This is a genomic window from Phyllobacterium calauticae, assembly GCF_019991125.1.
Lineage (GTDB): Bacteria > Pseudomonadota > Alphaproteobacteria > Rhizobiales > Rhizobiaceae > Phyllobacterium > Phyllobacterium calauticae.
Map to the genome: position 1 here is coordinate 425,833 of NZ_JAGENB010000003.1, position 25,349 is coordinate 451,181.

Genomic DNA, 25,349 nt, shown 5'->3' on the forward strand with positions numbered 1-25,349 from the left:
AGGGGGCCGCTTCATTGAAGAGGTTCATTCATGGCTCGTAATGCTGATGGCGCACTCGTCCTTTTTTCCGGCGGGCAGGATTCTGCAACCTGTCTTGCCTGGGCGCTCTCCCGGTTTGACCGGGTGGAGACGGTCGGCTTCGACTATGGCCAACGCCACAGGGTGGAACTGGACGTGCGCAATGATTTCCGCGCCGAAGTGATCCACCGGTTTCCCGATTGGGCGGAACGCCTTGGCGACGATCACCGGCTCGATGCCGGCGTCATCGGCCAGCTCGGCGCCACTGGGATGACCGAAGACATTGCCATCGAGATGGCAGAGAACGGCCTGCCCAACACATTCGTGCCGGGCCGCAACCTTTTGTTTTTCACGCTTGCCGCTGCCCTCGCCTACCGGCGCGGATTGCGCGTCATCGTCGGCGGCATGTGCGAGACGGACTATTCCGGCTATCCCGACTGCCGCGACGACACGCTCAAGGCGCAACAGGTCGCCCTTTCACTGGGACTGGACCGCCGCATCACCATCGAAACCCCGCTGATGTGGCTGGACAAGGCTGAAACCTTCGCACTGGCTCGCGACATAGGTGGCGAACCGCTGCTCGATATGATCATTGAAAACACCCACACCTGCTATCTCGGCGACCGCTCGGCCCGCCATGCCTGGGGCTATGGCTGCGGCACCTGCCCGGCCTGCGCCCTGCGTTCCGGCGGCTGGTCCAAATTCAAGGCGGAAGCCGCATGACTTACGCCGTCAAGGAAATTTATCTGACGCTGCAGGGCGAGGGCAACCATACCGGCCGCGCCGCGGTGTTCATGCGCTTTGCCGGATGCAATCTCTGGTCCGGGCTTGAACGCGACCGGGCGGACGCCCAGTGCCGGTTCTGCGATACGGATTTCGTTGGCGTGGATGGTCCCGGCGGCGGCAAGTTCAAAACCGCCGACGCGCTTGCCGATGCCGTTGCCGACGCCTGGCCAAAAACCGCTCGCTCAAAGGGCAAGCCCTATGTCATCTGCACCGGCGGCGAACCGCTGCTGCAGCTGGACAAGCCGTTGATCGACGCCTTCCACGCGAGAGGCTTCGAAGTCGGCGTCGAGACCAACGGCACGATTGCAGCGCCTGATGGCATTGACTGGATTTGCGTGTCGCCAAAGGCCGATACCACACTCGTCCAGACCAGCGGTCACGAGCTCAAGCTTGTCTATCCCCAGGCGGAAGCCCGGACCGATCCGGCCCGTTTCGAACGCCTTTCCTTTCAGCATTTCTATTTGCAGCCTCTTGACGTCATCGGTGATCCGGCGCAAACCGCCCGGCATGTGGCATCTGCAGCGGCCTATTGCCTCGCCCATCCGCTTTGGCGGCTGAGCACGCAGACACATAAACTGATCGGCTTGCCCTGAGGGCAGGCTTTTTTGGCGGGCGCCTGTATTGCGCCAGAGCTGACGGGAAGAACCATGAGAATCTTTATCGACTTCAATTTTGAAGCGGCTCACCATCTGCCGCACTCTTTTCCGGACGGGCATGTCAACCAGCGCCTGCACGGACATAGTTTTCGCGTCCGCGTCAGCCTGCAGGGCCGGCCGGACCCCAAAACCGGGCTGATCGCCGATCTTGGCGCCGTCAAGACCACGGTCGACAGCGCAAAAGACGCATTGGATCATCGCTATCTCAACGAAATTGCCGGACTGGAGTTGCCGACGCTTGAAACCATCGCCATATGGCTGTGGCGGCGTATTGCTCCGGACCTTCCGGCGCTGGCCGAGATCGGCATTTACCGCGACAGCTGCGGTGAAGGCTGTGAATATCAGGGCGAGTTTGAAACAGTGGAGGAAGCGGCATGAGTCATTACGCAGAACAGGCAACGATGCTGGGCAAGGATGTTCCCATCCCGCATCATCCCGATGAAGCCTTGCTCGACGCTGTCCCCAACCCGCAAGCGGGGACGCTGTTTCTGGCACGCTTCACCTGCCCGGAATTCACCTCGCTGTGCCCCGTGACCGGCCAGCCGGATTTCGGCCATCTGGTTATCGATTACGCGCCGGACCAGGCCCTGGTCGAATCCAAGTCGCTGAAGCTTTTTCTGACCAGCTTCCGCAACCACGGCGCCTTTCACGAGGATTGCACCGTGAATATCGGCAAACGCATCGTGGAAGCGGTCAAGCCGCTCTGGCTGCGCATCGGCGGTTACTGGTATCCGCGCGGCGGTATCCCCATCGATGTCTTCTGGCAGACCGGGCCGGTACCGGAGGGTCTGTGGCTGCCGGACCAGGGCGTTCCCACCTATCGCGGCCGCGGCTGACCAGGATATAAAGGGAGACGATCCAATGGCTGAACTCAGGGTAAGAACACGGGATGTCGGCGCCACGGCCGTTCTGGAGCGAGGCGGTCAACCCGTTGTCACATCCCATACGGGCGGCGTACTGAACGTCGCTCACGCGGTTTCGGAGCAGGGTTTTGCGCCGCTTGATCTGCTCTACGCATCGCTTTCCGCCTGCCTGGTGCTCAGCGCCAAAATGGCGGCGTCGCGGCTCGGCGTTGCCGACAAGCTGGAGGCAGTTCAAGCGCATGTTACGGGCGACAAGGCCAAGGACGGTCTTTCGCGCGTTGACCGTTTCCATATAGCCTTCACCATCACCGGCGATATTGATGACGCGACAAAGCATGCGATCGTCGAGGCCGCGGAAAACGAGATTTGCACCGTAAGCAACACGCTGCGCGGCGATCCGGCCTTCACGACAACACTGAGCTAATCCGCCATCCGGCGAGAATGCGCGGTAAAAAAGGTTATAAAAAACGGGGCCAGTGGCCCCGTTTTTTATGGAGTTACACAGGAGATGGCGCGAAGCCTATTTCCACTCGCGAATATCGACGAAATGACCGGCGATTGCGGCGGCGGCGGCCATGGCCGGCGAAACGAGATGCGTACGGCCCTTGAAACCCTGACGGCCCTCGAAATTCCGGTTCGACGTGGACGCACAGCGCTCGCCCGGCTTCAGCCGGTCGTCATTCATGGCAAGACACATCGAGCAGCCCGGCTCGCGCCAGTCAAAACCGGCAGCCCTGAAAATCTTGTCGAGGCCTTCCGCTTCCGCCTGCTCCTTGACCAGACCCGAACCCGGAACGATCATGGCATCGACCGTTTCCGCAACCTTGCGGCCTTCGACAACCTTGGCGACAGCACGCAGATCCTCGATACGGCCGTTGGTGCACGAGCCGATAAAGACCCGATCAAGCTTGATCTCGGTCATCGGTGTGCCCGGCTTCAGACCCATGTAGTCCAGTGCACGCCACTTCGACGTACGCTTGTTCTCGTCGGTGATTTCGTCAGGATTAGGCACCGCACCGGTAATCGAGATCACATCTTCCGGCGACGAGCCCCAGGAAACGATGGGCGGCAGGTCGGCGGCATTGAGCACGACCACCTTGTCGAAATGGGCGCCCTCGTCGGACTTCAGTGTCTTCCAGTACTCGACCGCCTGATCGAACGCTTCACCCTTCGGCGCGCGCGGCTTGTCCTTCACATAGGCAAAGGTTGTTTCGTCAGGCGCAATCAGGCCTGCGCGGGCACCGCCTTCGATCGACATGTTGCAGATCGTCATGCGGCCTTCCATCGACAGCGCGCGGATGGCTTCGCCGGCATACTCGATGACATAGCCGGTGCCGCCAGCGGTGCCGATCTCGCCGATGATAGCAAGGATGATGTCCTTGGCGGTGACGCCGGCCGGCAGAACGCCATCAACACGCACCAGCATGTTCTTGGCCTTTGACTGGATCAGCGTCTGCGTTGCCAGCACGTGCTCGACTTCCGACGTGCCGATGCCATGGGCAAGCGCACCGAAGGCACCATGCGTCGATGTATGGCTGTCGCCGCACACGATGGTCATGCCCGGAAGCGTGAACCCCTGCTCCGGTCCGATGATGTGGACGATGCCTTGGCGGATGTCCTTCTCAGAATAATATTCAACGCCGAAATCCGCAGCATTCTTGGCCAATGCTTCGACCTGGATACGGCTTTCCTCGTTCTTGATGCCGTTGACGCGATCCGGCGAGGTCGGCACATTATGGTCGACGACAGCCAGTGTCTTTTCCGGGTGGCGAACCTTGCGGTTGGTAAGGCGCAAGCCTTCGAAAGCCTGCGGGCTGGTCACTTCATGCACAAGGTGACGATCAATATAGAGAAGGCAGGTGCCATCGTCCTGCTGATCAACCAGATGATCATCCCAGATCTTGTCATAGAGTGTACGTGGCGCAGTCATCGCGATATCCTCGGCAATGGTAGGTGCTGTAAGATTATGTCGTGGACATATGCACTCGGTACCCACTTACGTCAAGAAACAAGCGATAAAAGTAATATTTCGGCGACAAAGCGCCGCGACCGGCGCCCGATTCTCCATGATTTTGAAACGATTCTCCCGGCATCGTTATGAGTCACGCGCAGCTCAGGTCCGATCATTCAGCCGCACTTCAAGCCAACGCAGGCCAAGGGACAGGCTGATCGTCAGGATCAGGTAGACATAGGCAACGACGGAATAGGTTTCAAAAAAGCGGAATGAACCCGAGGCATAGACCTTGCCCATTTGCGTCACGTCGACGACGCCAAGCACCGATACAAGCGACGAGTCCTTCACCATCGAGATGAAGTCGTTGCCATAGGGCGGCAGGATGGTACGCAATGCCTGGGGCATCACGATCAGCCGGAAGCGCTGGAATCGTTTCAGCCCGAGTGACTTGGCCGCCTCGATCTGTCCCGCGTCGACGGCCTGGATCCCGGCGCGAAAAATTTCTGCCAAAAATGCCGCATAGGCAAGTGTCAGGGCAATGATCGCCCGCCACAGAAGTGAAAAATCCCGCACCTGCAAGGGCTCGAACAGGCCGGCGCTCTGAAGCGGATGGGTGAGGAAATTCCACAGGGCGACAACTGCCGGCGCACCAACAAAGGCGATGTAGAACAGGAGAACCAACAGAGGAATTCCGCGAACGATTTCGACGTAGAACCGGGCGGTCTGCCGCAGGACGATATGTTCCGAGAGGCTCATCAGCGCGAGCAGAAGGCCGAGCCCAGATGCGAGCAGGAATGCCAGGAGCGAGACCCAGACGGTGATCCAGATGCCCTGCGAGACCGTGGAGAACACCTGCCCGTAGATATCGCTGACCAGGATGGCTATGCCGAGCACAACAGCGATGGCCGCGGCAACGGCCAGCCACCAGGGGAAGTCCTTCCTGACGAAAGGACTTCTGTTCTGTGAGGGAACTGACAACCGGCCGCCTACTGGCCAAGCTTGTAGTCGAGGAACCACTTTTTGTTGAGGGCGTCGAACGTGCCGTCGGCCTTCAAGACTTCGATGGCCGCATTTACCGGACCAACGAGATCCGAGCCCTTGGCGAAGATGAAGCCGAAATCCTCAGCACCCAACGGGCCGCCAACGAGCTTCAGCGCGCCGCCGGACGCATCCACATAGCCCTTGCCCGCCGTACTGTCAGTCAAGACCACGTCAACGTCGCCGGTCTTGAGAGCCTGGATCGTCGCGCCAAACGTTTCGAACAGCTTGATACGCGGATTTTGCTCGTTACCGTCAAGCAGATTGTAGACGGCCACGTAGAAATTGGTTGTACCCGGCTGGGCGCCGACGAGACCGTCTTTAATTTCGCCAAAGGTCTTTGCATCGGAAAAGCGCTTTTCATCAGCGCGAACCAGCATGAATTGCTCTGAACGCATGTAGGGTTCGGAAAAATCCACCTTCTGCTTGCGCTCATCATTGATGGTGATGCCGGTCATGCCGATCTGGTACTGATTGTCGGCCACGGCCTGAATCATCGCATCCCAGCTGGTATTCAGATATTCCACTTTGAAATTCAACCGTTTGGCGATTTCATTCATGGCATCATATTCCCAGCCGACCGGCTTGCCGGTTTTGGGATCGACAAACTGCAGCGGCGGATAGGCATTCTCCGTCACAACAGCAACTTTCTTGCCGCCAAGGTCGGGAAGGGGAGCCGCCAGTGTGGAAAATGGAACCATGGCGAGTGCTATCCCCGCCAGAAAAACGGATCGCAAGTTCATGTCAGACCTCTAATATTGCGTTTTGATCAAGCGAAGCACAAATTTCATTTTATGAAGGCCCCGTCAATCCCCGAACGGCATGCAACTGCTTTATTCGCTATCGCGCAAGCACGATTTTTTCAACCGGGCAAGGAAACGGAAACAGCCTTGCCGGAAACAAAAAAGGCGGTCCGAAGACCGCCTTTTCAAACTCAAAACAATCGCGCTTATTCAGCAGCGGGTGCCTTGGCAACGGTTTCTTCCGTTACCTTTTCGGCTGCACCGGTGACCGGAACAGCGGCTTTGCCCTTGCGGTTGTCTTTCTTTTCGACAATGCGGGCAGCCTTACCGGTCAGGCCGCGCAGGTAGTAGAGCTTCGCGCGGCGAACCTTGCCGCGACGGACGATCTCTACGCCTTCAACCAGCGGGGAAATGATCGGGAATACGCGTTCAACGCCTTCGCCGTAGGAAATCTTGCGAACTGTGAAGTTCTCGTTGATGCCAGCGCCGTTGCGGGCAATGCAGACGCCTTCATAAGCCTGAACGCGGGTACGTGTACCTTCCGTCACGCGAACATTAACGCGGACTGTGTCGCCTGGCTTGAAATCCGGAAGCACGCGCTTGGCTTCGATTTTTGCTCTCTGTTCGAGATCGAGCTGACGAATAATATCGACGGTCATCGTCTTCATCCTTTTCTTTTTCAAACAGCCAGAGCGCTCAACACTTGCAATGCAGCATCCTGGCCGCATGTCTATGCCTCTGAGGAGGCAGGAGCGAATTCACCATCCATTGATTATCGGACTTGGGATTTTCCCGAGTTCGCGGCCAGATACACCATAAAAGTCCGTTTGTCACCTCTGGCAGCGATTCTTTTTAGCGCTGATTGCCACCCGAGTCGAGCCGAAGCGGTTTCCGCATGAAAACCCGTTGTGTCTCGTCAAGGCCCCTTTCAATGTGATCCCGGCGGATATGCACCAGCGCAGCACTGAGAGCATCGTCGGGAATATCGGTGAATCCAAGCCGCAGGTAATAGGGCGCATTCCACGGAACATCCCGGAATGTGGACAACAACAGCCCCATCCTGGCCTCTTTCCGGGCACGATCCTCCACCAGCCCGATCAGTGCCGATCCGATGCGTCTGCCGGCATGGGCCGGATCCACATCGATCTGTTCGATATAGAGATGATCATCAACCACATCAAAAATCACGAAGGCGACCGGCCGATTGTCAACCGCAACAAGAAGGCGATTCTGACTTATCCGTTCAAGCAGAAGGGACGCGGATGTAGGATCGTCATTGGCGATGTCTTCCATGCCGACCGTGCGGAACCGCACCGCGGAGGCCCGTTCAATGGCCTGGACAGCAGGCACATCCCCTGCATCACCGCTGCGAAACTGCATTGTCCTGATCCTGTTATTTACGCGGCTTCCTGGCCTGCGGATAACGATCCCACAGGTCTGGACGCCGTTCCTGCGTCAGTTTTTCCGCTTCAGCCCTGCGCCATTTCTCAATGGCCCCGTGGTTGCCGGAGAGAAGCACGTCGGGAATGCGGCGCCCTTCCCACTCCTGCGGCTTGGTGTATTGCGGATGCTCCAGCAACCCGGTCTCAAAACTTTCCGTGTCACCCGACTGGGCATTGCCCATCACACCGGGCAAAAGGCGAACGATCGCATCGAGAACAACGATAGCTGCCGTCTCGCCGCCGGAAAGGATGTAATCGCCGATTGAAACTTCTTCAAAGCCGCGCGCTTCGATCAACCGTTCGTCGACGCCTTCGAACCGGCCGCACAGAATGATTGCACCGGGGCCCGCAGCAAGTTCGCGCACGCGTTCCTGGCTCAGCGGCTTGCCGCGGGGGCTCATGAAGAGCCGCGGCCGCTCATCCGCCACCGCATCGACGGCACGCGCCAGGACATCTGCCTTCATCACCATGCCAGCCCCGCCGCCAGCGGGCGTGTCGTCAACCATACGGTGCCGATCCGTGGCGAAATCGCGAATCTGTACGGTTTCAAGCGACCATGCCGTATCGGCCAATGCCTTTCCAGCGAGAGAGACGCCGAGCGGCCCGGGGAACATTTCCGGATAGAGCGTCAGCACCGTCGCACGGAAACCGGCAGCCTGGCCGCTCATGGCCGCTCTTTCCCGCCATCACCACCCAGCTGCCTGCGCCGGTCCTCTTCTTCGTTCTCGTCCGGAATAAGCCCGGCGGCCGCGGGATCGATAACGACCTGTCCGGCCTTGATGTCGATATGCGGCACGGCGGCCTGGGTGAACGGAATCAGCATCGGCCGGCGTCCCGGTATCGTCAACTCGATGAGATCACCGCCACCGAAATTGAACATGGCCGAGACCTTGCCATAGGGATTGCCTGCTGCGTCCATGGCATCGAGCCCGATCAGGTCGGCATGATAGAACTCGTCTTCCTCAAGCTCTTCCGGCAGCTGCGAGCGGTCGATAAACAGCGTCGTGCCGTTCAGCGCTTCAGCCATGTTGCGGTCATTGACCCCGCGGAACCGCACAACGACAACCGTATTGGCCGGGCGGATAGCCAGAATCTCGAAGCTTCTGCCGGTCACATCGTAAAGCAGGCCATAATCGGCCAGCGCCAGCGGGTCGCCGGTAAACGTCTTGACCCGCACTTCGCCACGCGTTCCGTGTGCTGCACCGATAACGGCGAGTTGCACTGGATCATTCAATTTTGCCATCGGGCTGTTCCATTCCTATCTTCTCTTTCCGACGAATTACTCTGTCTTTGATCAAACGCCAAGTGCGAAGGATCAGCCCTCAAGGGAAAGCGAAACGACTCCGTAAGGACTGTCGTGGCATGGTCTACCCCGATACACGGTAAGGAGTATGGCAATGGTGGCGCAGCCCCAGAATGCCGAGTTTCTTGTTTCGGCCCGGCCAGACCTCATCGCGGCGCGGGAAGAATGGCTCAGATCACTGAAAAACACCCGGCGTCTGGCGGCCAACACGCTGGAAGCCTATGAGCGCGACACCCGTCAGTTCTTCCAGTTTCTCACCGGTCATCTCGCTGAGCCGCCATCCCTGAAGGACGTCGCAACCCTGCGGATTGCCGATCTGCGATCCTACCTGGCGCGGCGGCGGAATGACGGTGCCGGTGCGCGCACGCTCGGGCGCGGTCTTGCGGGCATTCGTTCGTTTCTGCGCCATCTGGAAAAGCAGGGCATGGCCAATGCGGCAGCTTCCATTGCCATGCGCGCGCCGAAGCAGCCGAAATCCCTGCCAAAGCCGCTGACGACCATCGATGCGCGCCGCGTGGTGGAAAAAGGCGAACAGCTCAATGAGGAACCCTGGATTGCCGCGCGCAATGCGGCGGTGCTGACCCTGCTCTACGGTTGCGGCCTGCGCATTTCCGAAGCACTCAACCTGGACGGCGCCGCCTTGCGTGATGCCTCAGCGCGTTCCATCCCCATCACCGGCAAGGGCGGCAAGACGCGCATGGTGCCGCTCCTGCCCATAGTCCACCGGGCGGTGGAGGAATACCGCACGCTCTGCCCCCACGAACTGGAAGCGGGCAAGCCGCTGTTTCGCGGCGCGCGGGGTGGGGAACTGCATCCGGCCATCATCCAGCGCGACATGCAGAAAATGCGCGGCGCGCTCGGCCTGCCGGTGACCGCGACGCCGCATGCCCTGCGCCATTCCTTCGCGACCCATTTGCTCGGGCGCGGCGGCGATTTGCGCACGATCCAGGAACTGCTCGGCCATGCAAGCCTGTCAACGACGCAGGTCTATACCGGCGTTGATACCGACAGACTGATGGAAATCTACGACAAGGCACATCCCCGCGCCTGAACGGTCCCATATTGATTGTTACAAACAATCTGCAGACTAGTGGTCCGATTCTGACATTTGCATCCCTTCGATACAAGCCATTCAGGCAAATGTCAGAATCAAAGGACCACTAGCAAGCATATAATTCTAGTGGAACTTTGAATTTGACATTCGCTTGTTGCGCGTGATGTCAAATGAGATGCGAATGTCAAATTCGTTCCACTAGCTTTAACGCCTTTTTGTCAAACCCCATATATGCATTGATGATGACCCATTCCGGCCCCACCACTTCTCTTGATCGCATTGCTGAGAGCGCACTGAGGCTCCTGGCTTTTCTGAGCTGGATTCTGCTCACCTCATTTCTTGTCGTGGCGTTTGGCGCAACCCGCGCCCGTGCTGAGGATGCCTCCTGTGGCGGACGCGATCTCGTCGCCGAAATGGCCAAGTCGGAGCCTGCCAAGCTGGCCGCCTTGCGCAAGGAAGCAGCCGCAACGGTGAACGGCAAAGGCATCCTTTGGAAGATTGGAAAGCCGGGAACCAAGCCTTCCTGGCTCTTTGGCACCATGCATTTGACAGATCCGCGCGTGCTCAAGCTTTCAGACGCGGCTCAAACAGCCTATCAGGGGGCGGCAACGGTCGTCATTGAAACCGACGAGGTGCTTGATCCGAAAGCGCCCTTGAAAGTCATGGCGCAGGATCCGGGATTGATGATGTTCACCGACGAGAACACGCTGGAGAAGCTCATTCCAGCTGACAAGCTCGAGGGTGTAAAAGCGAGCCTTGCCGCACGCGGCCTGTCGTTGACGGCGCTCAACAAGATGCAGCCATGGATCGTGACGAGCATGCTGGCCATGCCTCCCTGCGAGCTGACGCGCAGCAAAAGCGGCACGGCCTTCCTCGACGTCAAGCTCGCCCAGGACGCCAAGGCACAGGGCAAGACGGTCACGGGGCTTGAAACCATCAAGGATCAGCTCAGCGCCATGGCATCCCTGCCGCTGAAATTCCATGTCGAGGGACTTGTCGAGACACTGACACTTGCGCCGAAACTACCCGACATGTTTGAAACCATGACCCTGCTTTACACCCGAGGCGACGTAGCCATGATTTTCCCGGTGATACGGTCCATCTCTCCCGATGGCACGGCGAGCGGTGAAAACTATGCCGCGTTCGAGGAAAAGATGGTCAATGCTCGCAACCGCGTCATGGCGGAACATGCGGTTCCAATCATCGACAAGGGCAATGCCTTTATAGCGGTGGGAGCCTTGCATCTTCCCGGAGAAAAGGGGCTGGTGGCTCTGCTGCGCAGCAAGGGCTTTACGGTCGAGGCGCAATAACCTTAAATTTTGTCACATCTGGCAGAGTGATTCCAAGCCCTTATATAAGCCTGGTCAGCCAGATGACGGGCGATTTCGGAACCTAGGCTGTTCTGAGCCGTTTATTATTCTGAATGCAAAGAGTGTGACGGAGGACATGATGACCTATGATCCTAATTTGCGGCGTCCAGTGGATACGCAGTCCGATCATGAGCCCAACGCGGCTCCCTCAGGCGGCAGCGGCTTTCTGATCGCAGGTATTCTGATCGCAGCGCTGATTATCGGCGGTTATTATTATCTGAACAACAGTTCGACCATGGATGGCCCGGAACCGGCAGCACCAACAACGCAGGCACCTGCACCTGCAGCGCCCGCTCCCGCCAATTCGGCCCCAAGCAACAATTAGTTCCAAAGTCCTTTGGAAACCAAAAAGGCCCGAAATTTCGGGCCTTTTTCTCATTTCGTGCTTGGAGATTACATATGAATTGGCTTGGCGAAGGTTGCCAGGGCAGCTTCGCGGACGGCTTCGGACATTGTCGGATGGGCATGGGTTGTCCGTGCCAGATCCTCTGACGAACCGCCAAATTCCATCAGGACCGTTGCTTCGTGGATCATCTCGCCGGCGCCAAAACCGACAATGTGAACGCCGAGCACACGATCGCTCGCCTTGTCCGCGAGGATTTTGACAAAGCCATCAGTCTGCAGCATGGCGCGGGCACGGCCATTGGCTGTGAACGGAAACTTTCCGGCCTTGTACTCGATGCCGGCTGCCTTCAACTCTTCTTCGGTTTTTCCGACCGAAGCCACTTCCGGTTGCGTATAGACGACACTCGGAATGGCATCGAAATTCACATGTCCCGCCTGTCCGGCCAGAATCTCGGCAACGGCAATGCCTTCGTCTTCGGCCTTGTGTGCCAGCATCGGGCCCTGGACGACGTCGCCGATCGCGTAGATACCCGCGACGTTGGTCTGCCAATGGTCATTGATTGCCACCCGTCCGCGATCATCAACGGCAACACCTGCTTCCTTGAGCCCGAGACCGTCCGTGTAGGGGCGGCGACCGGTGGATACGAGAACGGCATCAGCCGCAATGGTCTGGGCTTCACCGCCCTTGACCGGCTCGAACGTTACCTTGGCTCCCTTGCCGGACTTTTCGACGCCCGTCACCTTGGCGCCAAGCTTGAATGCGATTCCCTGTTTCTCCAGCATGCGCTGGAACTGGCGCGATACTTCACCATCCATCGGTCCAAGAATCTTGTCGAGATATTCGACAACGGTAACCTTGGCGCCGAGGCGTGCCCAGACCGAGCCCAGCTCAAGCCCGATGACGCCGCCGCCAACAACAATCAGATTTTCCGGAACCTTGTCGAAATCCAGTGCGCCGGTCGAAGATACAATGATTTTTTCATCGAACTTGACATCGACACCCGGAATGCCGGCGACATCGGAACCGGTGGCGATGACAATGTTCTTCGCCTCGATTTCCTGCACCTTACCATCGTCGCCGGTGACGGACACCTTACCGGCTGCCACAACCTTGCCGGTTCCCTTGAAAGTGTCGATCTTGTTCTTTTTGAACAGGAAGGCCACGCCGCTGACATTGGACTCAACCGTTGCGTCCTTATGGGCAAGCATCGCCTTCAAGTTGAGCTTTGGCGTGCCAACCTCGACGCCCAGTTTTGCATGGGTGTGGCCAGCCTCATGGAAGACTTCCGAAGCATGCAGCAATGCCTTGGAGGGAATGCAACCGATATTGAGGCAGGTGCCGCCAAATGTATCGCGCTTTTCGATCACCGCGGTCTTCAGGCCGAGCTGTGCAGCCTTGATCGCACAGACATAGCCGCCAGGGCCTGTTCCGATGATGACGACGTCATATGACATGATTCAATCCTTCTGTTCTGACGCAACGCGAAACTATTGTTCGGGCACGCATTCTTTGAAACGGAAGACTTCCCACGGGAAAGCCTCCAAGGGTTTTTCAAGTTTGAAATTGAAGCTGCTCATGGCGCCGGAAAAATCCGGCAAGAGCAGTGCCTGGGCCGAAGGCTCCTTGGCCTTTGGCAGGAGCTCGGCATCAGCACCTTCCTTCAAGGCATAAACCACGCCTTTCCAGACAGTGCATTGTTGCAGCTCTGCACCTGTCGCATCGCCCGCCGGGCATTTGTATCTGATGGTGGCATTGGGCCTACCGCCATCCATGTTCCACATGACAACACCATCCATCTTCAGATCGCTGTCATTCATCTTAATCGTGAATTCATCGGAGGTGACCGCCGCGCCATCGTCGGGAACGCTTTTGAAGGTCAGCGTGTAATCATCGTCCCGATCCGTATAGACCGCATGGTCCTGCAAACACGCCGCGAAAGCTGGCGACGACAGGATGATGCTGAGTGCTGCAAGCAGGGCGACACTTTTTGCGGGACGGAGGCGAAGCAACGCGGTCATCGGTATTCCTAGCTCGCCTGCTGCGTTGCAAGCTTGATACCGAGGCCGATGAAAACCACACCGGTCACGCGGTTGAACCAGCGTCCCCACGCAACAAAGCGATCCCGTACGGATTGCATGGTGAAGAACGTCGATACGGCAACAAACCAGGCAATCAGCGCGGTTGCCATGAACAGGCCATAGGTTGCCTGCACCAGCGCCGGGGTTTCATGGCTGACCAGAGCTGAAAAAAGCGACAGGAAGAAAAGAACCGGCTTGGGATTGAGCGCATTGGTGACAAATCCCATGAGAAAGCAACGCCAGTCGGAAATATTCTTTTCCAAGGTGTCATCGACGATATCTCCAGGTGCTTCCCCAGATGCTTCCATGCCGGGAGCGCGCAGAGCCTTGATACCCAGATAAAAGAGATAGGCAGCGCCGGCCCATTTCAGCATGCCGAAGAGAAACAGCGATTTGGACACCAGGAGGCCAAGGCCAAGAATGGTATAGCTGATATGGAAGAGCAAAGAGGCGCCGATGCCGAAGCTGGTCATGATTGCACTGCGGCGGCCATGCACGATGCTCTGCCGCACAACAATGGCAAAGTCAGCACCCGGCGAGACGATCATGATCGAGAAGACGGCCATCAGGCCGAGGAACTCATACATGTAATGTGACATGCCTATTCTCCGGCAGGCGCTTCAAGCGCGGCGTTGAAAGCCCAGACATGACCGAAGGGATCACGAATACGGCCATAGCGGGCATTCCAGAACGTATCCTCGACGGGCATGATCAGTGCCGCACCAGCCGCCACCGCACGGTTCACCGCCGCATCGACATCGGCGGGCCTTGCGAGATTGAGGTTCAGCGCAATGCTCGCCCCGCCGCGGGTGACCGGCGACATGACATCGTTCTCACCGTCCGGGTTTTTGTACTCGGGGAATTCGTCGTGCAGCATGATCGAGCCGCCAAACAGCGACAGATTGGCATGCAGCACGCGTTTGCCATCCTCGGCCAGCTGCTTGAAGGTATTTTCGGCACCAAAGGCCTTTTCGTAGAAGGCGATCGCTTCGAGGCCGCCTTTCACGCAGATATGGGGTTCGACAGGTGGGAAATTCGGTGCAAAAGCCATTTTGAATCGCCTTTCATCACGTCATTTTGTGATTGGGCCGCAAGACTAAGTCAATCCGGTGCAATTCACCACACTGCAAAAACGGCCTCGCTTTGCCGGCAAGGCCGCTCTTCGCAATCTTACAGGTCGAGAACCAGGCGTTCCGGATCTTCCAGGCTTTCCTTGACCCGCACGAGGAAGGTCACGGCTTCCTTGCCGTCAACGATGCGATGATCGTAGCTGAGGGCAAGATACATCATCGGACGGATAACGATCTGGCCGCCAACGACAACCGGACGATCCTGGATCTTGTGCATGCCGAGAATGCCGGACTGCGGCGCATTGAGGATCGGCGAAGACATCAGCGAACCGTAGACGCCGCCATTGGAAATCGTGAACGTACCGCCCTGCATATCGGCCATGGACAGCGCGCCATCGCGGGCAGCTCTGCCGAGACGGCCGATGTCCTTCTCGATTTCCGCAATCGACATCTGGTCGGCATTGCGCACGACCGGCACGACGAGGCCCTTGTCGGTACCAACGGCAACGCCGACATGGGCAAAGTTCTTGTAGATGATGTCAGTGCCATCGATCTCGGCATTGACCGCCGGGATTTCCTTCAGTGCGTGGGTGACCGCCTTGGTGAAGAAACCCATGAAGCCGAGCTTGACGCCGTGCTTCTTCTCGAAGATTTCCTTGTAGCGGTTACGAAGGTCCATCACGGCCGACATGTCCACTTCATTGTAAGTGGTCAGCATCGCTGCCGTGCTCTGGGCATCCTTGAGGCGGCGCGCAATGGTCTGGCGCAGGCGGGTCATTTTCACGCGTTCTTCGCGCGATGCGTCATCAGCCGAAGAGGCGGGACGCGCTGCCTGCGGGGCCGGAGCAGCGGCAGGCTGTGCGGCAATGCCCTTGGCGACAGCATCAAGGACATCGCCCTTGAGAACCTGGCCGCGCTTGCCCGAACCCTCGACCTGCGAGACCGAAACGCCCTTTTCCGCCAGCAGCTTTGATGCTGCGGGGGACGCGGGCATCTCGCTCTCCTTGCGTTCCGTGATCGGCGTGTTGCCGGCAACCTGAGCAGCCTTGTCCTCGGCTTCTGCCGTTGACGACGCACCGGCGGCACCCGATGCCTGGGCGATGGCTTCGGGCTTGGCCTCTTCCTTTTTCACAGAAGCGGCACCGGCGCCGCCAATCATGCCGAGCAAGGCGCCAACTTCGACCGTATCGCCTTCCTTGGCGGTGATTTCCTCGAGGGAACCGGCAGCGGAGGCCGGAACTTCGATTGTTACCTTATCGGTCTCGAGTTCCACCAAAGGCTCGTCGACGGCAATCGCATCGCCGACTTTCTTGAACCATTTGCCAATGGTTGCTTCGGAAACGGATTCGCCCAGCGTTGGGACGCGGATTTCGGTTGCCATGATCTTGCTCTTCCGTTGATCTTCAGATGACTTCTGTTTGTTGTGGTTTAGGCGCCGAGGGCATCTTCAAGGAATGCTTCGAGCTGTGCAAGGTGTTTGGACATGAGGCCCGTTGCAGGCGATGCAGCGGCAGGACGTCCGGTATAGCGGACACGCTGATGCTTGGCATCGATATGCGCCAGAACCCATTCCAGATAGGGGTCGATGAAGGCCCAGGCACCCATGTTCTTGGGTTCTTCCTGACACCAGACCATCTCCGCATTGCGGAAGCGGGACAGTTCCGTGATCAGCGCCTTGGCCGGGAACGGATACAGCTGTTCCACGCGCAGCAGGTAGACATCATCGATGCCGCGCTTTTCGCGTTCTTCGTAGAGGTCGTAGTAGACCTTGCCCGAGCAGAGCACGACACGGCGGATCTTGGAGTCCTTCTGCAGCTTGATCGGCTGATCCTTCAGCAGCTGCGCATCGTCCCACAGCAGACGGTGGAACGAAGAATCGCCGGTGAAATCGCTGATGGAAGACACGGCACGCTTGTGGCGCAGCAGCGACTTCGGCGTCATCAGGATCAGCGGCTTGCGGAAGTCACGCTTCATCTGGCGGCGCAGGATGTGGAAGTAATTGGCAGGCGTGGTGCAGTTCGCCACCTGCATATTGTCTTCCGCACAGAGCTGCAGATAACGCTCGAGGCGGGCCGACGAATGTTCCGGACCCTGGCCTTCGTAGCCATGTGGCAGCAGGCAGACGAGACCGGACATGCGCAGCCACTTGCGCTCACCCGAGGAGATGAACTGATCGAACACCACCTGCGCACCGTTGGCGAAATCGCCGAACTGGGCTTCCCACAGGGTCAGTGCGCGCGGATCGGACAGCGAATAGCCGTATTCGAAACCAAGCACGGCCTCTTCCGAAAGCATCGAATTGATGACTTCGTAGATGGCCTGACCCTTCTGCAGGTTGTTGAGCGGGATGTAGCGCTGCTCGGTTTCCTGATCATAGAGAACCGAATGACGTTGGCTGAACGTACCGCGTTCCACATCCTGGCCGGAAAGGCGGATCGGGTGGCCTTCGATAACCAGCGAGCCAAAGGCAAGAGCCTCGGCCATTGCCCAGTCGAACCCTTCGCCCGACTCGATCATCTTGGCGCGGTTGTCCTGGAAACGCTGGATCGTCCGGTGCACATTGAAACCGCCGGGAACCTCGGACAGTTTCTTGCCGATTTCCTTGACTGTCTTCAACGGGAGCCCGGTCTTGCCGCGGCGCTGCTCGTCGGCATTGTCGGCCGTGCGCAGACCGCTCCAGGCGCCATCCAGCCAGTCGGCCTTGTTGGGCTTGTAGTGTTGTCCGGCTTCGAATTCCTGTTCGAGCTTTTCGCGCCAAGCGGAACGCATGGCATCGACTTCCGCCGGATTGACCAGACCTTCATCGATCAGCTTCTGCGAATAGAGCTGTACGGTGGTCTTCTGGCCGCGGATCGTCTTGTACATCAGCGGCTGCGTGAACGCAGGCTCGTCGCCCTCATTGTGGCCGAAGCGGCGGTAGCAGAACATGTCTATGACCACGGGCTTGTGGAACGTCATGCGATACTCCGTAGCAATCTTTGCCACGTAGACCACGGCTTCCGGATCATCGCCATTCACGTGGAAAATCGGCGCCTCGATCATCTTCGCCACATCGGACGGATAGGGCGAGGAACGCGACAGGCGCGGATTGGTGGTGAAGCCGATCTGGTTGTTGATGATGAAATGCACCGTACCGGCAACGCGGTGCCCGCGCAGGCCGGAAAGGCCAAGACATTCCGCAACCACACCCTGGCCGGCAAAGGCAGCATCACCATGCAGCAGCAGCGGCATGATCTTGGCGCGCTCGGACAAAGGCACCATGTCATCACGTTCGCGGCCGGCAAGGAGATCCTGCTTGGCACGCGCCTTGCCCATGACAACCGGATTGACGATTTCGAGGTGCGATGGATTTGCGGTCAGCGACAAATGCACCTTGTTACCATCGAATTCGCGGTCCGACGACGCACCCAGATGGTACTTCACGTCGCCCGAACCTTCGACATCGTCAGGCGTATAGGAGCCGCCCTTGAATTCATGGAAAATGGCGCGGTGGGGCTTGGCCATGAACTGGCTGAGCACGTTCAGGCGGCCACGATGCGCCATGCCGAGAACGATTTCCTTGAGGCCCATCGATCCGCCACGCTTGACGATCTGTTCGAGGGCCGGAATCAGCGATTCGCCGCCATCAAGGCCGAAACGCTTCGTGCCCTTGTACTTGACGTCGATGAACTGTTCGAAACCTTCAGCCTCGACCAGCTTGGAAAGGATGGCCTTCTTGCCTTCGGGCGTGAATGCGACGCCCTTGTCCGGGCCTTCGATGCGTTCCTGAATCCATGACTTTTCCACGGGATCGGAAATGTGCATGAACTCGACGCCGATGGTCGAGCAATAGGTGCGCTGCAGGATGTCGAGCATCTGCGGGATCGTCGCATATTCGAGCCCCAGCACATTGTCGATGAAGATCTTGCGGTCATAGTCGGCCGGCGAGAAACCGTAGCTCTCGGGCGAAAGCTCGTTGTAATCTTCCTTGACCTCGGCCAGGCCCAGCGGATCAAGTTTGGCATGCAGGTGGCCGCGCATGCGATAGGCGCGGATCATCATGATGGCGCGCACCGAGTCGCGGGCGGCGTGAATGATGTCCGCATCGGAAGCAGCCTTGGCAACAGGTGCAGCCGCGCCGTTGGCCGACTTTGCCTTCAGCTTGTCGGTGATGTGCTTTTCGACTTCACCCCAGTTGCCGTCAAGCGCCGAAACCAGTTCGCCGTTGCCGGCAATCGGCCAGTTCGGCTTCTCCCAGGACGCGCCCTGCGCGTTCTTGATGACATCGGCCTTGCTGTCATTGAGATTGGCAAAGAATTCCTGCCACTCGGGACCAACCGAACCCGGGTCCTGCTCATACTGCGCGTGCAGCTCCTCGATATAGTGAGCATTGCCACCATAGAGAAATGATGTGAGCGCGAAAATGTCGTTGGCCTGTTCTTGACGTGCCATGTGTGTGACCGGAGCACCCGCTCCGTCTCCCTTGATGAGAGCGTCCAGGAGATCGTGCCCCGGAACACTCTGGGTTGAGGTTTCCGGCCCTTGCCGGGAAATCCCCCTGAATTGATCAGGGCGAACAGCCGCCCCGATCCGTCTTGGTCTTTGCTGCAGGCGGAAATCCGCCCGCTTGGGTTTTAGCCCTTGAGGACTTCAACCAATGTCTTGCCGAGCTGTGCCGGCGATGGCGAAACACGAATGCCAGCCGCTTCCATGGCTGCGATCTTGTCTTCCGCACCGCCCTTGCCGCCGGAGATAACCGCGCCGGCATGGCCCATGGTGCGTCCGGGAGGAGCCGTACGCCCGGCAATGAAACCGGCCATCGGCTTCTTGCGGCCGCGCTTGGCTTCATCCGCGATGAACTGGGCTGCGTCTTCCTCGGCCGAGCCGCCGATCTCGCCGATCATGATGATCGACTTGGTGGCTTCGTCAGCCAGGAACATTTCCAGGATGTCGATGAACTCGGTGCCCTTTACAGGATCGCCGCCGATACCGACTGCGGTTGTCTGGCCAAGGCCTTCATTCGTTGTCTGGAACACTGCCTCATAGGTAAGTGTGCCGGAGCGCGATACAACACCCACCGAACCCTTCTGGAAGATATTGCCCGGCATGATGCCGATCTTGCATTCTTCCGGGGTAAGGACACCAGGGCAGTTCGGGCCGATCAGGCGTGAGGCGGAACGCTCGAGGCGGGCCTTGACGCGAACCATGTCGATGACCGGAATGCCTTCGGTGATGCAGATGATCAGCGGGATTTCCGCATCGATCGCTTCGATGATGGCTTCGGCAGCACCTGCCGGCGGCACATAGATGACCGAGGCGTTGGCACCGGTGCGATCCTTGCCTTCGGCAACCGACGCAAAGATCGGCAGCTGGGCACCGGCACCGGTCGGCAACTTGCCTTCCCAGGTCTCGCCGCCCTTTTTCGGGTGGATACCACCAACCATCTGGGTACCGTAGTAGGCCAGAGCCTGTTCGGTGTGGAATGTTCCGGTCTTGCCGGTCAGGCCCTGCACGAGAACCTTGGTGTCTTTGTTGACGAGAATGGACATACGAGACCTTTTCTATTGGTGATCGACAGGCACGATGCGGCGGTAAACACCGCTGACAACGTCCTGCCAGATGTCGCTTCCGGCCGGTGCAAATTCCACACGCAACCGGAACCGGTCTTGATCTTCGAATTGATAGCGGCTGCGGGCCCTGCCGCGCGGTGACGACTTTTCCAGAACCAGTTCGTCGCCGGACCAAGTCCCCGTCGCCGGAGCGGGCGGGACAAAGCCGACGGTATCGAACTGATACAGCTTATAGGTGCCGTCATTGACATCGAAGCCGAAAATGTTCCGGGCTTCGAATGTCGTCTGGCCATCGCGAACCTGACGATAGGTCTGGTTCAGAAACAATCCGCCGAGATCGGTCTCGGCGGAAAGATATCCCTTGGCCGCCCCGGCACGTGTCCAGGGCGTCGCCGAAACCTGCTCTTCGCCTTCAAACGAACCCAGAAGGGCCTGAAAGCGTTGATGCTCCGGTCGAAGGGGCGATGGGGTGGTCATCGGCGTGCTCTTTAGCCCTTGACTGCCTTGACGATCTTCTGAGCGGCGTCATCGAGATCATCGGCGGAAACGACATTGAGGCCGCTTTCATTGATGATCTTCTTGCCGAGCTCGGCATTGGTGCCTTCAAGACGGACAACCAGCGGAACCTTCAGGCCCACTTCCTTGACCGCGGCAATCACACCCTCGGCAATCACATCGCATTTCATGATGCCGCCGAAAATGTTGATCAGGATGCCTTCAACCGCAGGATCGGCCGTGATGATCTTGAATGCGGCCGTCACCTTCTCCTTGCTGGCGCCGCCGCCAACGTCGAGGAAGTTCGCAGGCTCTGCACCATAGAGCTTGATGATGTCCATCGTTGCCATGGCAAGACCGGCACCATTGACCATGCAGCCGATGTTGCCGTCGAGAGCAACATAAGCAAGGTCATACTTGGAAGCCTCGATTTCCTTGGCGTCTTCTTCCGTGGTGTCACGCAGCTCGACCACGTCAGGATGACGGAACAGCGCATTGCCGTCGAAGGAAACCTTGGCGTCGAGGACGCGCAGACGACCATTGGTCATGACGATCAGCGGGTTGACCTCGAGCAGGCTCATGTCCTTCTCGGTGAAAGCCTTGTACAGGATCGGGAACAGCGATTCACCGTCGGTCCTGGCTTCGCCGGTCAGGCCGTAAGCATCGTTGATCTTCTTTACATCATCTGCGGTCACGCCCTTTTCGGGATCGATCGCCACGGTGATGATCTTTTCCGGTGTGTCGTGCGCGACAGCTTCGATATCCATGCCGCCTTCCGTGGATACCACGAAAGCCGGACGGCCGACGGTGCGGTCGACGAGGATCGACAGATAGAGCTCGCGATCAATGTCCGCACCGTCTTCGATGTAGAGGCGGTTGACCTGCTTGCCGGCCGGGCCGGTCTGCTTGGTCACGAGCGTGTTGCCGAGCATTTCCTTGGCATTGGCAACAACTTCTTCGACCGACCTGGAAAGGCGGACGCCGCCCTTCGCATCGGGGCCGAGTTCCTTGAACTTGCCCTTGCCGCGGCCGCCCGCATGAATCTGGCTTTTCACCACATAAAGCGGACCGGGCAGCGTCTTCGCCCACTCTTCCGCCTGCTCGACGGAATAGACGGCAACGCCATTGGCAATCGGCGCACCGAAGGAGTGGAGCAGGCGCTTGGCCTGATATTCGTGAATATTCATCAGTTAACTTCCTCTACGAAAAATCCGGTGCGTGCACGGGATCGTTTCAGAACGTTCAGGCCGAATTACTTGAGGTTCGGCGCGATGGCGATGCAGGCTTCGCAAAGACCGGCGACAGAGGCCACCGAGTTTTCGAACGCCTTTTCTTCGGTCTTGTTGAGATCGATTTCGATGATGCGTTCGACGCCGCCGGCACCGATGATGACAGGCACGCCGACATACATGTCCTTGACGCCGTACTGGCCGGAGAGGTGCGCTGCGACAGGCAGGACGCGCTTCTTGTCCTTGAGGAAGGCTTCAGCCATCTGGATCGCCGAAGAAGCCGGGGCATAGAAGGCCGAACCGGTCTTCAGCAGGCCAACGATTTCCGCGCCGCCGTCACGGGTGCGCTGAATGATCTGATCAAGCTTTTCCTGGCTGGTCCAGCCCATCTTGACGAGGTCCGGCAGCGGAATGCCGGCAACGGTCGAGTAGCGGGCAAGCGGCACCATCGAATCGCCATGGCCGCCGAGAACGAAGGCGGTGACATCTTCCACCGAAACCTTGAATTCATCAGCGAGGAAATAGCGGAAGCGGGCGCTGTCGAGAACGCCGGCCATGCCGACGACCATGTTCTTCGGCAGGCCGGAGAATTTCTGCAATGCCCAGACCATCGCGTCGAGCGGGTTGGTGATGCAGATTACGAAGGCGTTGGGCGCATACTTCTTGATGCCCGCGCCAACCTGTTCCATGACCTTGAGGTTGATGCCGAGCAGATCGTCACGGCTCATGCCGGGCTTGCGCGGTACGCCGGCGGTCACGATGACCACATCCGAACCCTCGATCGCCGAATAATCATTGGCGCCGACGAGCTTGGCGTCAAAATCGTCAACCGGTGACGACTGGGCAATATCGAGCCCTTTGCCCTGAGGAATGCCTTCTGCGATGTCGAAGAGCACGATGTCACCGAGCTCCTTGAGCCCGATCAAATGTGCCAATGTGCCACCGATCATGCCTGAACCGATGAGGGCGATTTTGTTACGTGCCATGCTGGTTACTTCCCTGATCTGAAGTCTGGACGGACGCCAAAGGACATCGACGACGTCGGGCAGAGCCCGCGATCATGCGCCTTTGCGTTGGGACGTTCGAATATTCCTCTTTCAAAAATAACTCAACCAAAAATTTTCCCCTCAATAAATTCAATCGTTTAGATTTGATGGGATTTACGTAAACGTCAATTGAATTTAGCTTGGGGAAGGTTTTTCTGGCATTGTCTAACATAGGCAACATATCAAAATGATGAAATAAGGGCGACCCGTATCACAGTCATTTGATAGCCATTCAGGCTTCCGAGGATATCGGCATTTCCTGCGCCTGCGCTGCTTCAGCCAGGTACTCCTCGCTCTGCATTTCAAAAAGCCGGGATGCGGTGCGGTCAAATTCGAAAGCTTCGGTACCCCGCTTGGCTTCATAAAGCTTGTCCGGTGAAGCCGCCGCGGAAATCACCACATGCACATGGTGATCGTACAAAATATCGATCAGGATAATGAAACGCTTGGCCTCGTTGCGTCTGGCATAATCGAGAATCGGCACTTCATCGATGAAGATGGTCTGGTAGCGCGAAATGATGGCCGCATAGTCCAATGCGCCCAAAGGCTTCGAGCAGAGATCGGCAAAGCCGAAACGCGCGGCATGCCGTGCTGCCCGCGGCACCACCACATTGTGGCCTTTGACTTTGAAATGGTCTTCTGAAACGGCGGCACCTTCGGTTGCCGTATGCCAGGCTTCATCCATTTTCTGCTTTGTATCGCCGGACAAAGGCGCGAGGTAAACCGGCATGCGGTTGAGCTTCTCCAGCCGGTAATCCGTGCGGGCATCCAGATTGACCACATCGACATGGGTCTTGAGCAGGTCGATGAACGGCAGGAACAGCTGGCGGTTGAGACCATCCCGATAGAGATTGTCCGGTTCCACGTTGGATGTGGCAATGAGAACGACACCGCGCTCGAACAATGCCCTGAACAAGCGCGACAGGATCATCGCATCGGCGATATCTGTGACGGTGAACTCATCGAAACACAGAACCCAAGCCTGCTCCGCCAGGGCATCGGCAACGGGCGGGATCGGATCGTCCTGCTTCGTCTCACCGTTCTTGTGCGCTTTGCGATGCGCATTGATGCGCTCGTGCACATCGGCCATGAAATCGAGAAAATGTGCCCGGCGCTTGCGCTTGGCCGGGACAAGCTGATGAAACATGTCCATCAACATGGTCTTGCCGCGCCCGACCTCGCCAAAGATATAGAGACCTTTGATCACTTCATGCCGCGGCGAGCGGCGGCTGAACAGCCAGCCCAGCGCACTGGACTTGGTGGCAAGCCGCTTTGTCGCAAGCTCGCGTATCAGCCGGTCGAAACGATCCGCCAGCTGCTCCTGTGCCGGATCGACAGCAATATCCCCCGCCTGTACCAGCGAATCGTAGCGCTCGCGCACGGAGGGAAACACTTTCAGATTATCGTGCGACATGCGGGCTGCAGTCTCCGGATGTGTGCAGCAGCTGAATTCGCGCTGCACACTCCCATTTCAGGCTTAACGTGACAGGCTCAGATTCTGCCCACCGGAGGTCTGGCCATCAAAGCGCGAAGACCCTGAAGAGTAAAGCCGGGCAACCGTGCCGCCTGCTGCATCGTAAAGGGTGAGCTGCTTGCCGCTCACGGCCCAGGACGAAAGATTTGCCAGTTCACCCGGGCAACGCAATGGACCGGCGCGATAACCCTGACCGAACTTGGTCTGCGGCGTAGCGATCTTGCAGGACTGACCGGCCAATGAGGCGTTCCAGACACCGGCAACACTGCCGGCGGTGACGTCAGGAGCGTTTGCCGGCGGAAGCGACGCGACTTGCGTACCCTGGGAAGCAGGTGCAGCACCGCTACCGGTCGTTGGTGCGGTCGGAAACTGATTGGCTCCGCCGGGTGGCGGCAATTGGCTCTGGGTCACGGATCCGGACGGCGCAGACTGCAAGGGCGCAGGCCGGGGCGTAACGCGGTCCATACCATCATTGTCAAAGCGCGTACTCTGGCAGCCTGCCAGAACCATGCCGACAGCGGCAACGGCCAGCAAATTGACGTTCAAAGTCCCCATAGTCTTACTCTCCATCTACGCATCCAACAGAAAAAATGCGATTCGACTTGGCATTGTTACCCACGATACAAAGGATATCGCGGCGAAATTTCAACCCGCCAGGCGGCAAAACAAGCCTGTTTCCGGCCTGCCGCCGCGGCAGAAGCATCGAAAACTCCCTGAACTGGCAATATCGCCACACTATCCAGAGCCGTTCCCGTTTGGCTGGAAGCCATAACCTTGCGCAAGTCAACCATTTTAAGGTGAATAAAGTCTTATGATGGCGATACGCGGTAATGAC

The 25,349-nt window shown here is 58.3% G+C and carries 27 protein-coding genes; 8 read left to right on the forward strand and 19 right to left on the reverse strand.

Annotated features, from left to right (window positions below; translation table 11 throughout):
* Positions 1-30: 30 nt before the first annotated feature.
* The 5 genes from queC to J1W56_RS13960 are packed head-to-tail and all read left to right on the forward strand — an operon-like array spanning position 31 to position 2,747.
* On the forward strand, positions 31-741 hold the full coding sequence (gene queC / locus J1W56_RS13940) for a 7-cyano-7-deazaguanine synthase QueC (RefSeq protein WP_223613873.1): 711 nt from the start codon (positions 31-33) through the stop codon (positions 739-741).
* On the forward strand, positions 738-1,397 hold the full coding sequence (gene queE / locus J1W56_RS13945) for a 7-carboxy-7-deazaguanine synthase (RefSeq protein WP_223613874.1): 660 nt from the start codon (positions 738-740) through the stop codon (positions 1,395-1,397). The genes queC and queE overlap by 4 nt, the downstream gene beginning before the upstream one ends.
* A gap of 54 nt (positions 1,398-1,451) precedes the next feature.
* Positions 1,452-1,838 (forward strand): 6-pyruvoyl trahydropterin synthase family protein, encoded by a 387-nt coding sequence (locus tag J1W56_RS13950; protein ID WP_223613875.1) that lies wholly within the window; start codon positions 1,452-1,454, stop codon positions 1,836-1,838.
* A gap of 23 nt (positions 1,839-1,861) precedes the next feature.
* Positions 1,862-2,296: a preQ(1) synthase gene (queF, locus tag J1W56_RS13955; RefSeq protein WP_374042705.1), complete on the forward strand. Its 435-nt coding sequence runs from the start codon at positions 1,862-1,864 to the stop codon at positions 2,294-2,296.
* A 25-nt stretch (positions 2,297-2,321) separates the two neighbouring features.
* A complete protein-coding gene (locus tag J1W56_RS13960; RefSeq protein ID WP_223613877.1) occupies positions 2,322-2,747 on the forward strand; it encodes an OsmC family protein in 426 nt (141 codons plus the stop codon).
* 96 nt (positions 2,748-2,843) lie between these two features.
* Here J1W56_RS13960 and leuC read toward each other — a convergent pair whose 3' ends face one another.
* From leuC to rimM, 7 genes are all read right to left on the reverse strand, one after another.
* Complete coding sequence (leuC, locus tag J1W56_RS13965; protein ID WP_223613878.1) at positions 2,844-4,253, reverse strand: 3-isopropylmalate dehydratase large subunit; 1,410 nt, start codon at positions 4,251-4,253, stop codon at positions 2,844-2,846.
* Between the two features lie 183 nt (positions 4,254-4,436).
* Positions 4,437-5,255, reverse strand: a complete 819-nt coding sequence (locus tag J1W56_RS13970) for an amino acid ABC transporter permease (RefSeq protein WP_223613879.1) — start codon at positions 5,253-5,255, stop codon at positions 4,437-4,439.
* A gap of 8 nt (positions 5,256-5,263) precedes the next feature.
* Positions 5,264-6,016 (reverse strand): transporter substrate-binding domain-containing protein, encoded by a 753-nt coding sequence (locus J1W56_RS13975; RefSeq protein ID WP_404928140.1) that lies wholly within the window; start codon positions 6,014-6,016, stop codon positions 5,264-5,266.
* A 248-nt stretch (positions 6,017-6,264) separates the two neighbouring features.
* On the reverse strand, positions 6,265-6,717 hold the full coding sequence (gene rplS / locus J1W56_RS13980) for a 50S ribosomal protein L19 (protein WP_223613881.1): 453 nt from the start codon (positions 6,715-6,717) through the stop codon (positions 6,265-6,267).
* 193 nt (positions 6,718-6,910) lie between these two features.
* Positions 6,911-7,438: a GNAT family N-acetyltransferase gene (locus J1W56_RS13985; RefSeq protein ID WP_223613882.1), complete on the reverse strand. Its 528-nt coding sequence runs from the start codon at positions 7,436-7,438 to the stop codon at positions 6,911-6,913.
* Between the two features lie 13 nt (positions 7,439-7,451).
* Entirely contained in the window at positions 7,452-8,168 is a 717-nt protein-coding gene (gene trmD / locus J1W56_RS13990) for a tRNA (guanosine(37)-N1)-methyltransferase TrmD (protein WP_223613883.1), read from the reverse strand.
* Positions 8,165-8,743, reverse strand: coding sequence for a ribosome maturation factor RimM (rimM, locus tag J1W56_RS13995; protein ID WP_223613884.1), 579 nt, complete (start codon positions 8,741-8,743; stop codon positions 8,165-8,167). Before rimM ends, trmD begins: the two co-directional genes overlap by 4 nt.
* A gap of 154 nt (positions 8,744-8,897) precedes the next feature.
* Between rimM and J1W56_RS14000 the strand changes: the two genes are divergently transcribed.
* From J1W56_RS14000 to J1W56_RS14010, 3 genes are all read left to right on the forward strand, one after another.
* Positions 8,898-9,854, forward strand: a complete 957-nt coding sequence (locus tag J1W56_RS14000) for a tyrosine recombinase XerC (RefSeq protein WP_223613885.1) — start codon at positions 8,898-8,900, stop codon at positions 9,852-9,854.
* A gap of 245 nt (positions 9,855-10,099) precedes the next feature.
* On the forward strand, positions 10,100-11,167 hold the full coding sequence (locus J1W56_RS14005; protein WP_223613886.1) for a TraB/GumN family protein: 1,068 nt from the start codon (positions 10,100-10,102) through the stop codon (positions 11,165-11,167).
* Between the two features lie 139 nt (positions 11,168-11,306).
* Positions 11,307-11,552: a hypothetical protein gene (locus J1W56_RS14010; protein WP_223613887.1), complete on the forward strand. Its 246-nt coding sequence runs from the start codon at positions 11,307-11,309 to the stop codon at positions 11,550-11,552.
* Between the two features lie 68 nt (positions 11,553-11,620).
* On the opposite strand, the gene lpdA is transcribed toward J1W56_RS14010, so the two are convergent.
* From lpdA to J1W56_RS14070, 12 genes are all read right to left on the reverse strand, one after another.
* Positions 11,621-13,027 carry a dihydrolipoyl dehydrogenase gene (lpdA, locus tag J1W56_RS14015; protein WP_223613888.1) on the reverse strand — a complete coding sequence of 469 codons (1,407 nt, stop codon included), beginning with the start codon at positions 13,025-13,027 and terminating at the stop codon, positions 11,621-11,623.
* A 33-nt stretch (positions 13,028-13,060) separates the two neighbouring features.
* Positions 13,061-13,591: a hypothetical protein gene (locus J1W56_RS14020; RefSeq protein ID WP_223613889.1), complete on the reverse strand. Its 531-nt coding sequence runs from the start codon at positions 13,589-13,591 to the stop codon at positions 13,061-13,063.
* A gap of 8 nt (positions 13,592-13,599) precedes the next feature.
* Positions 13,600-14,250 (reverse strand): LysE family translocator, encoded by a 651-nt coding sequence (locus J1W56_RS14025; RefSeq protein WP_223613890.1) that lies wholly within the window; start codon positions 14,248-14,250, stop codon positions 13,600-13,602.
* A 2-nt stretch (positions 14,251-14,252) separates the two neighbouring features.
* The gene (locus J1W56_RS14030) at positions 14,253-14,702 is read right to left on the reverse strand and encodes a VOC family protein (protein ID WP_223613891.1); all 450 of its coding nucleotides are present in this window, start codon (positions 14,700-14,702) and stop codon (positions 14,253-14,255) included.
* Between the two features lie 119 nt (positions 14,703-14,821).
* A complete protein-coding gene (odhB, locus tag J1W56_RS14035) occupies positions 14,822-16,102 on the reverse strand; it encodes a 2-oxoglutarate dehydrogenase complex dihydrolipoyllysine-residue succinyltransferase (protein WP_223613892.1) in 1,281 nt (426 codons plus the stop codon).
* 47 nt (positions 16,103-16,149) lie between these two features.
* Positions 16,150-19,152: a 2-oxoglutarate dehydrogenase E1 component gene (locus J1W56_RS14040; protein WP_223613893.1), complete on the reverse strand. Its 3,003-nt coding sequence runs from the start codon at positions 19,150-19,152 to the stop codon at positions 16,150-16,152.
* Positions 19,153-19,334: 182 nt separating this feature from the next.
* Entirely contained in the window at positions 19,335-20,249 is a 915-nt protein-coding gene (gene sucD / locus J1W56_RS14045) for a succinate--CoA ligase subunit alpha (protein ID WP_105734202.1), read from the reverse strand.
* 12 nt (positions 20,250-20,261) lie between these two features.
* Entirely contained in the window at positions 20,262-20,747 is a 486-nt protein-coding gene (locus J1W56_RS14050; protein WP_223613894.1) for a DUF1579 family protein, read from the reverse strand.
* Between the two features lie 11 nt (positions 20,748-20,758).
* Positions 20,759-21,952 carry an ADP-forming succinate--CoA ligase subunit beta gene (gene sucC, locus J1W56_RS14055; protein ID WP_223613895.1) on the reverse strand — a complete coding sequence of 398 codons (1,194 nt, stop codon included), beginning with the start codon at positions 21,950-21,952 and terminating at the stop codon, positions 20,759-20,761.
* Positions 21,953-22,017: 65 nt separating this feature from the next.
* Positions 22,018-22,980, reverse strand: coding sequence for a malate dehydrogenase (gene mdh, locus J1W56_RS14060; protein WP_130271272.1), 963 nt, complete (start codon positions 22,978-22,980; stop codon positions 22,018-22,020).
* A gap of 292 nt (positions 22,981-23,272) precedes the next feature.
* Positions 23,273-24,454 carry a cell division protein ZapE gene (zapE, locus tag J1W56_RS14065; protein ID WP_223613896.1) on the reverse strand — a complete coding sequence of 394 codons (1,182 nt, stop codon included), beginning with the start codon at positions 24,452-24,454 and terminating at the stop codon, positions 23,273-23,275.
* 63 nt (positions 24,455-24,517) lie between these two features.
* On the reverse strand, positions 24,518-25,069 hold the full coding sequence (locus J1W56_RS14070) for a protease inhibitor Inh/omp19 family protein (protein ID WP_223614133.1): 552 nt from the start codon (positions 25,067-25,069) through the stop codon (positions 24,518-24,520).
* Between the last annotated feature and the right edge of the window lie 280 nt (positions 25,070-25,349).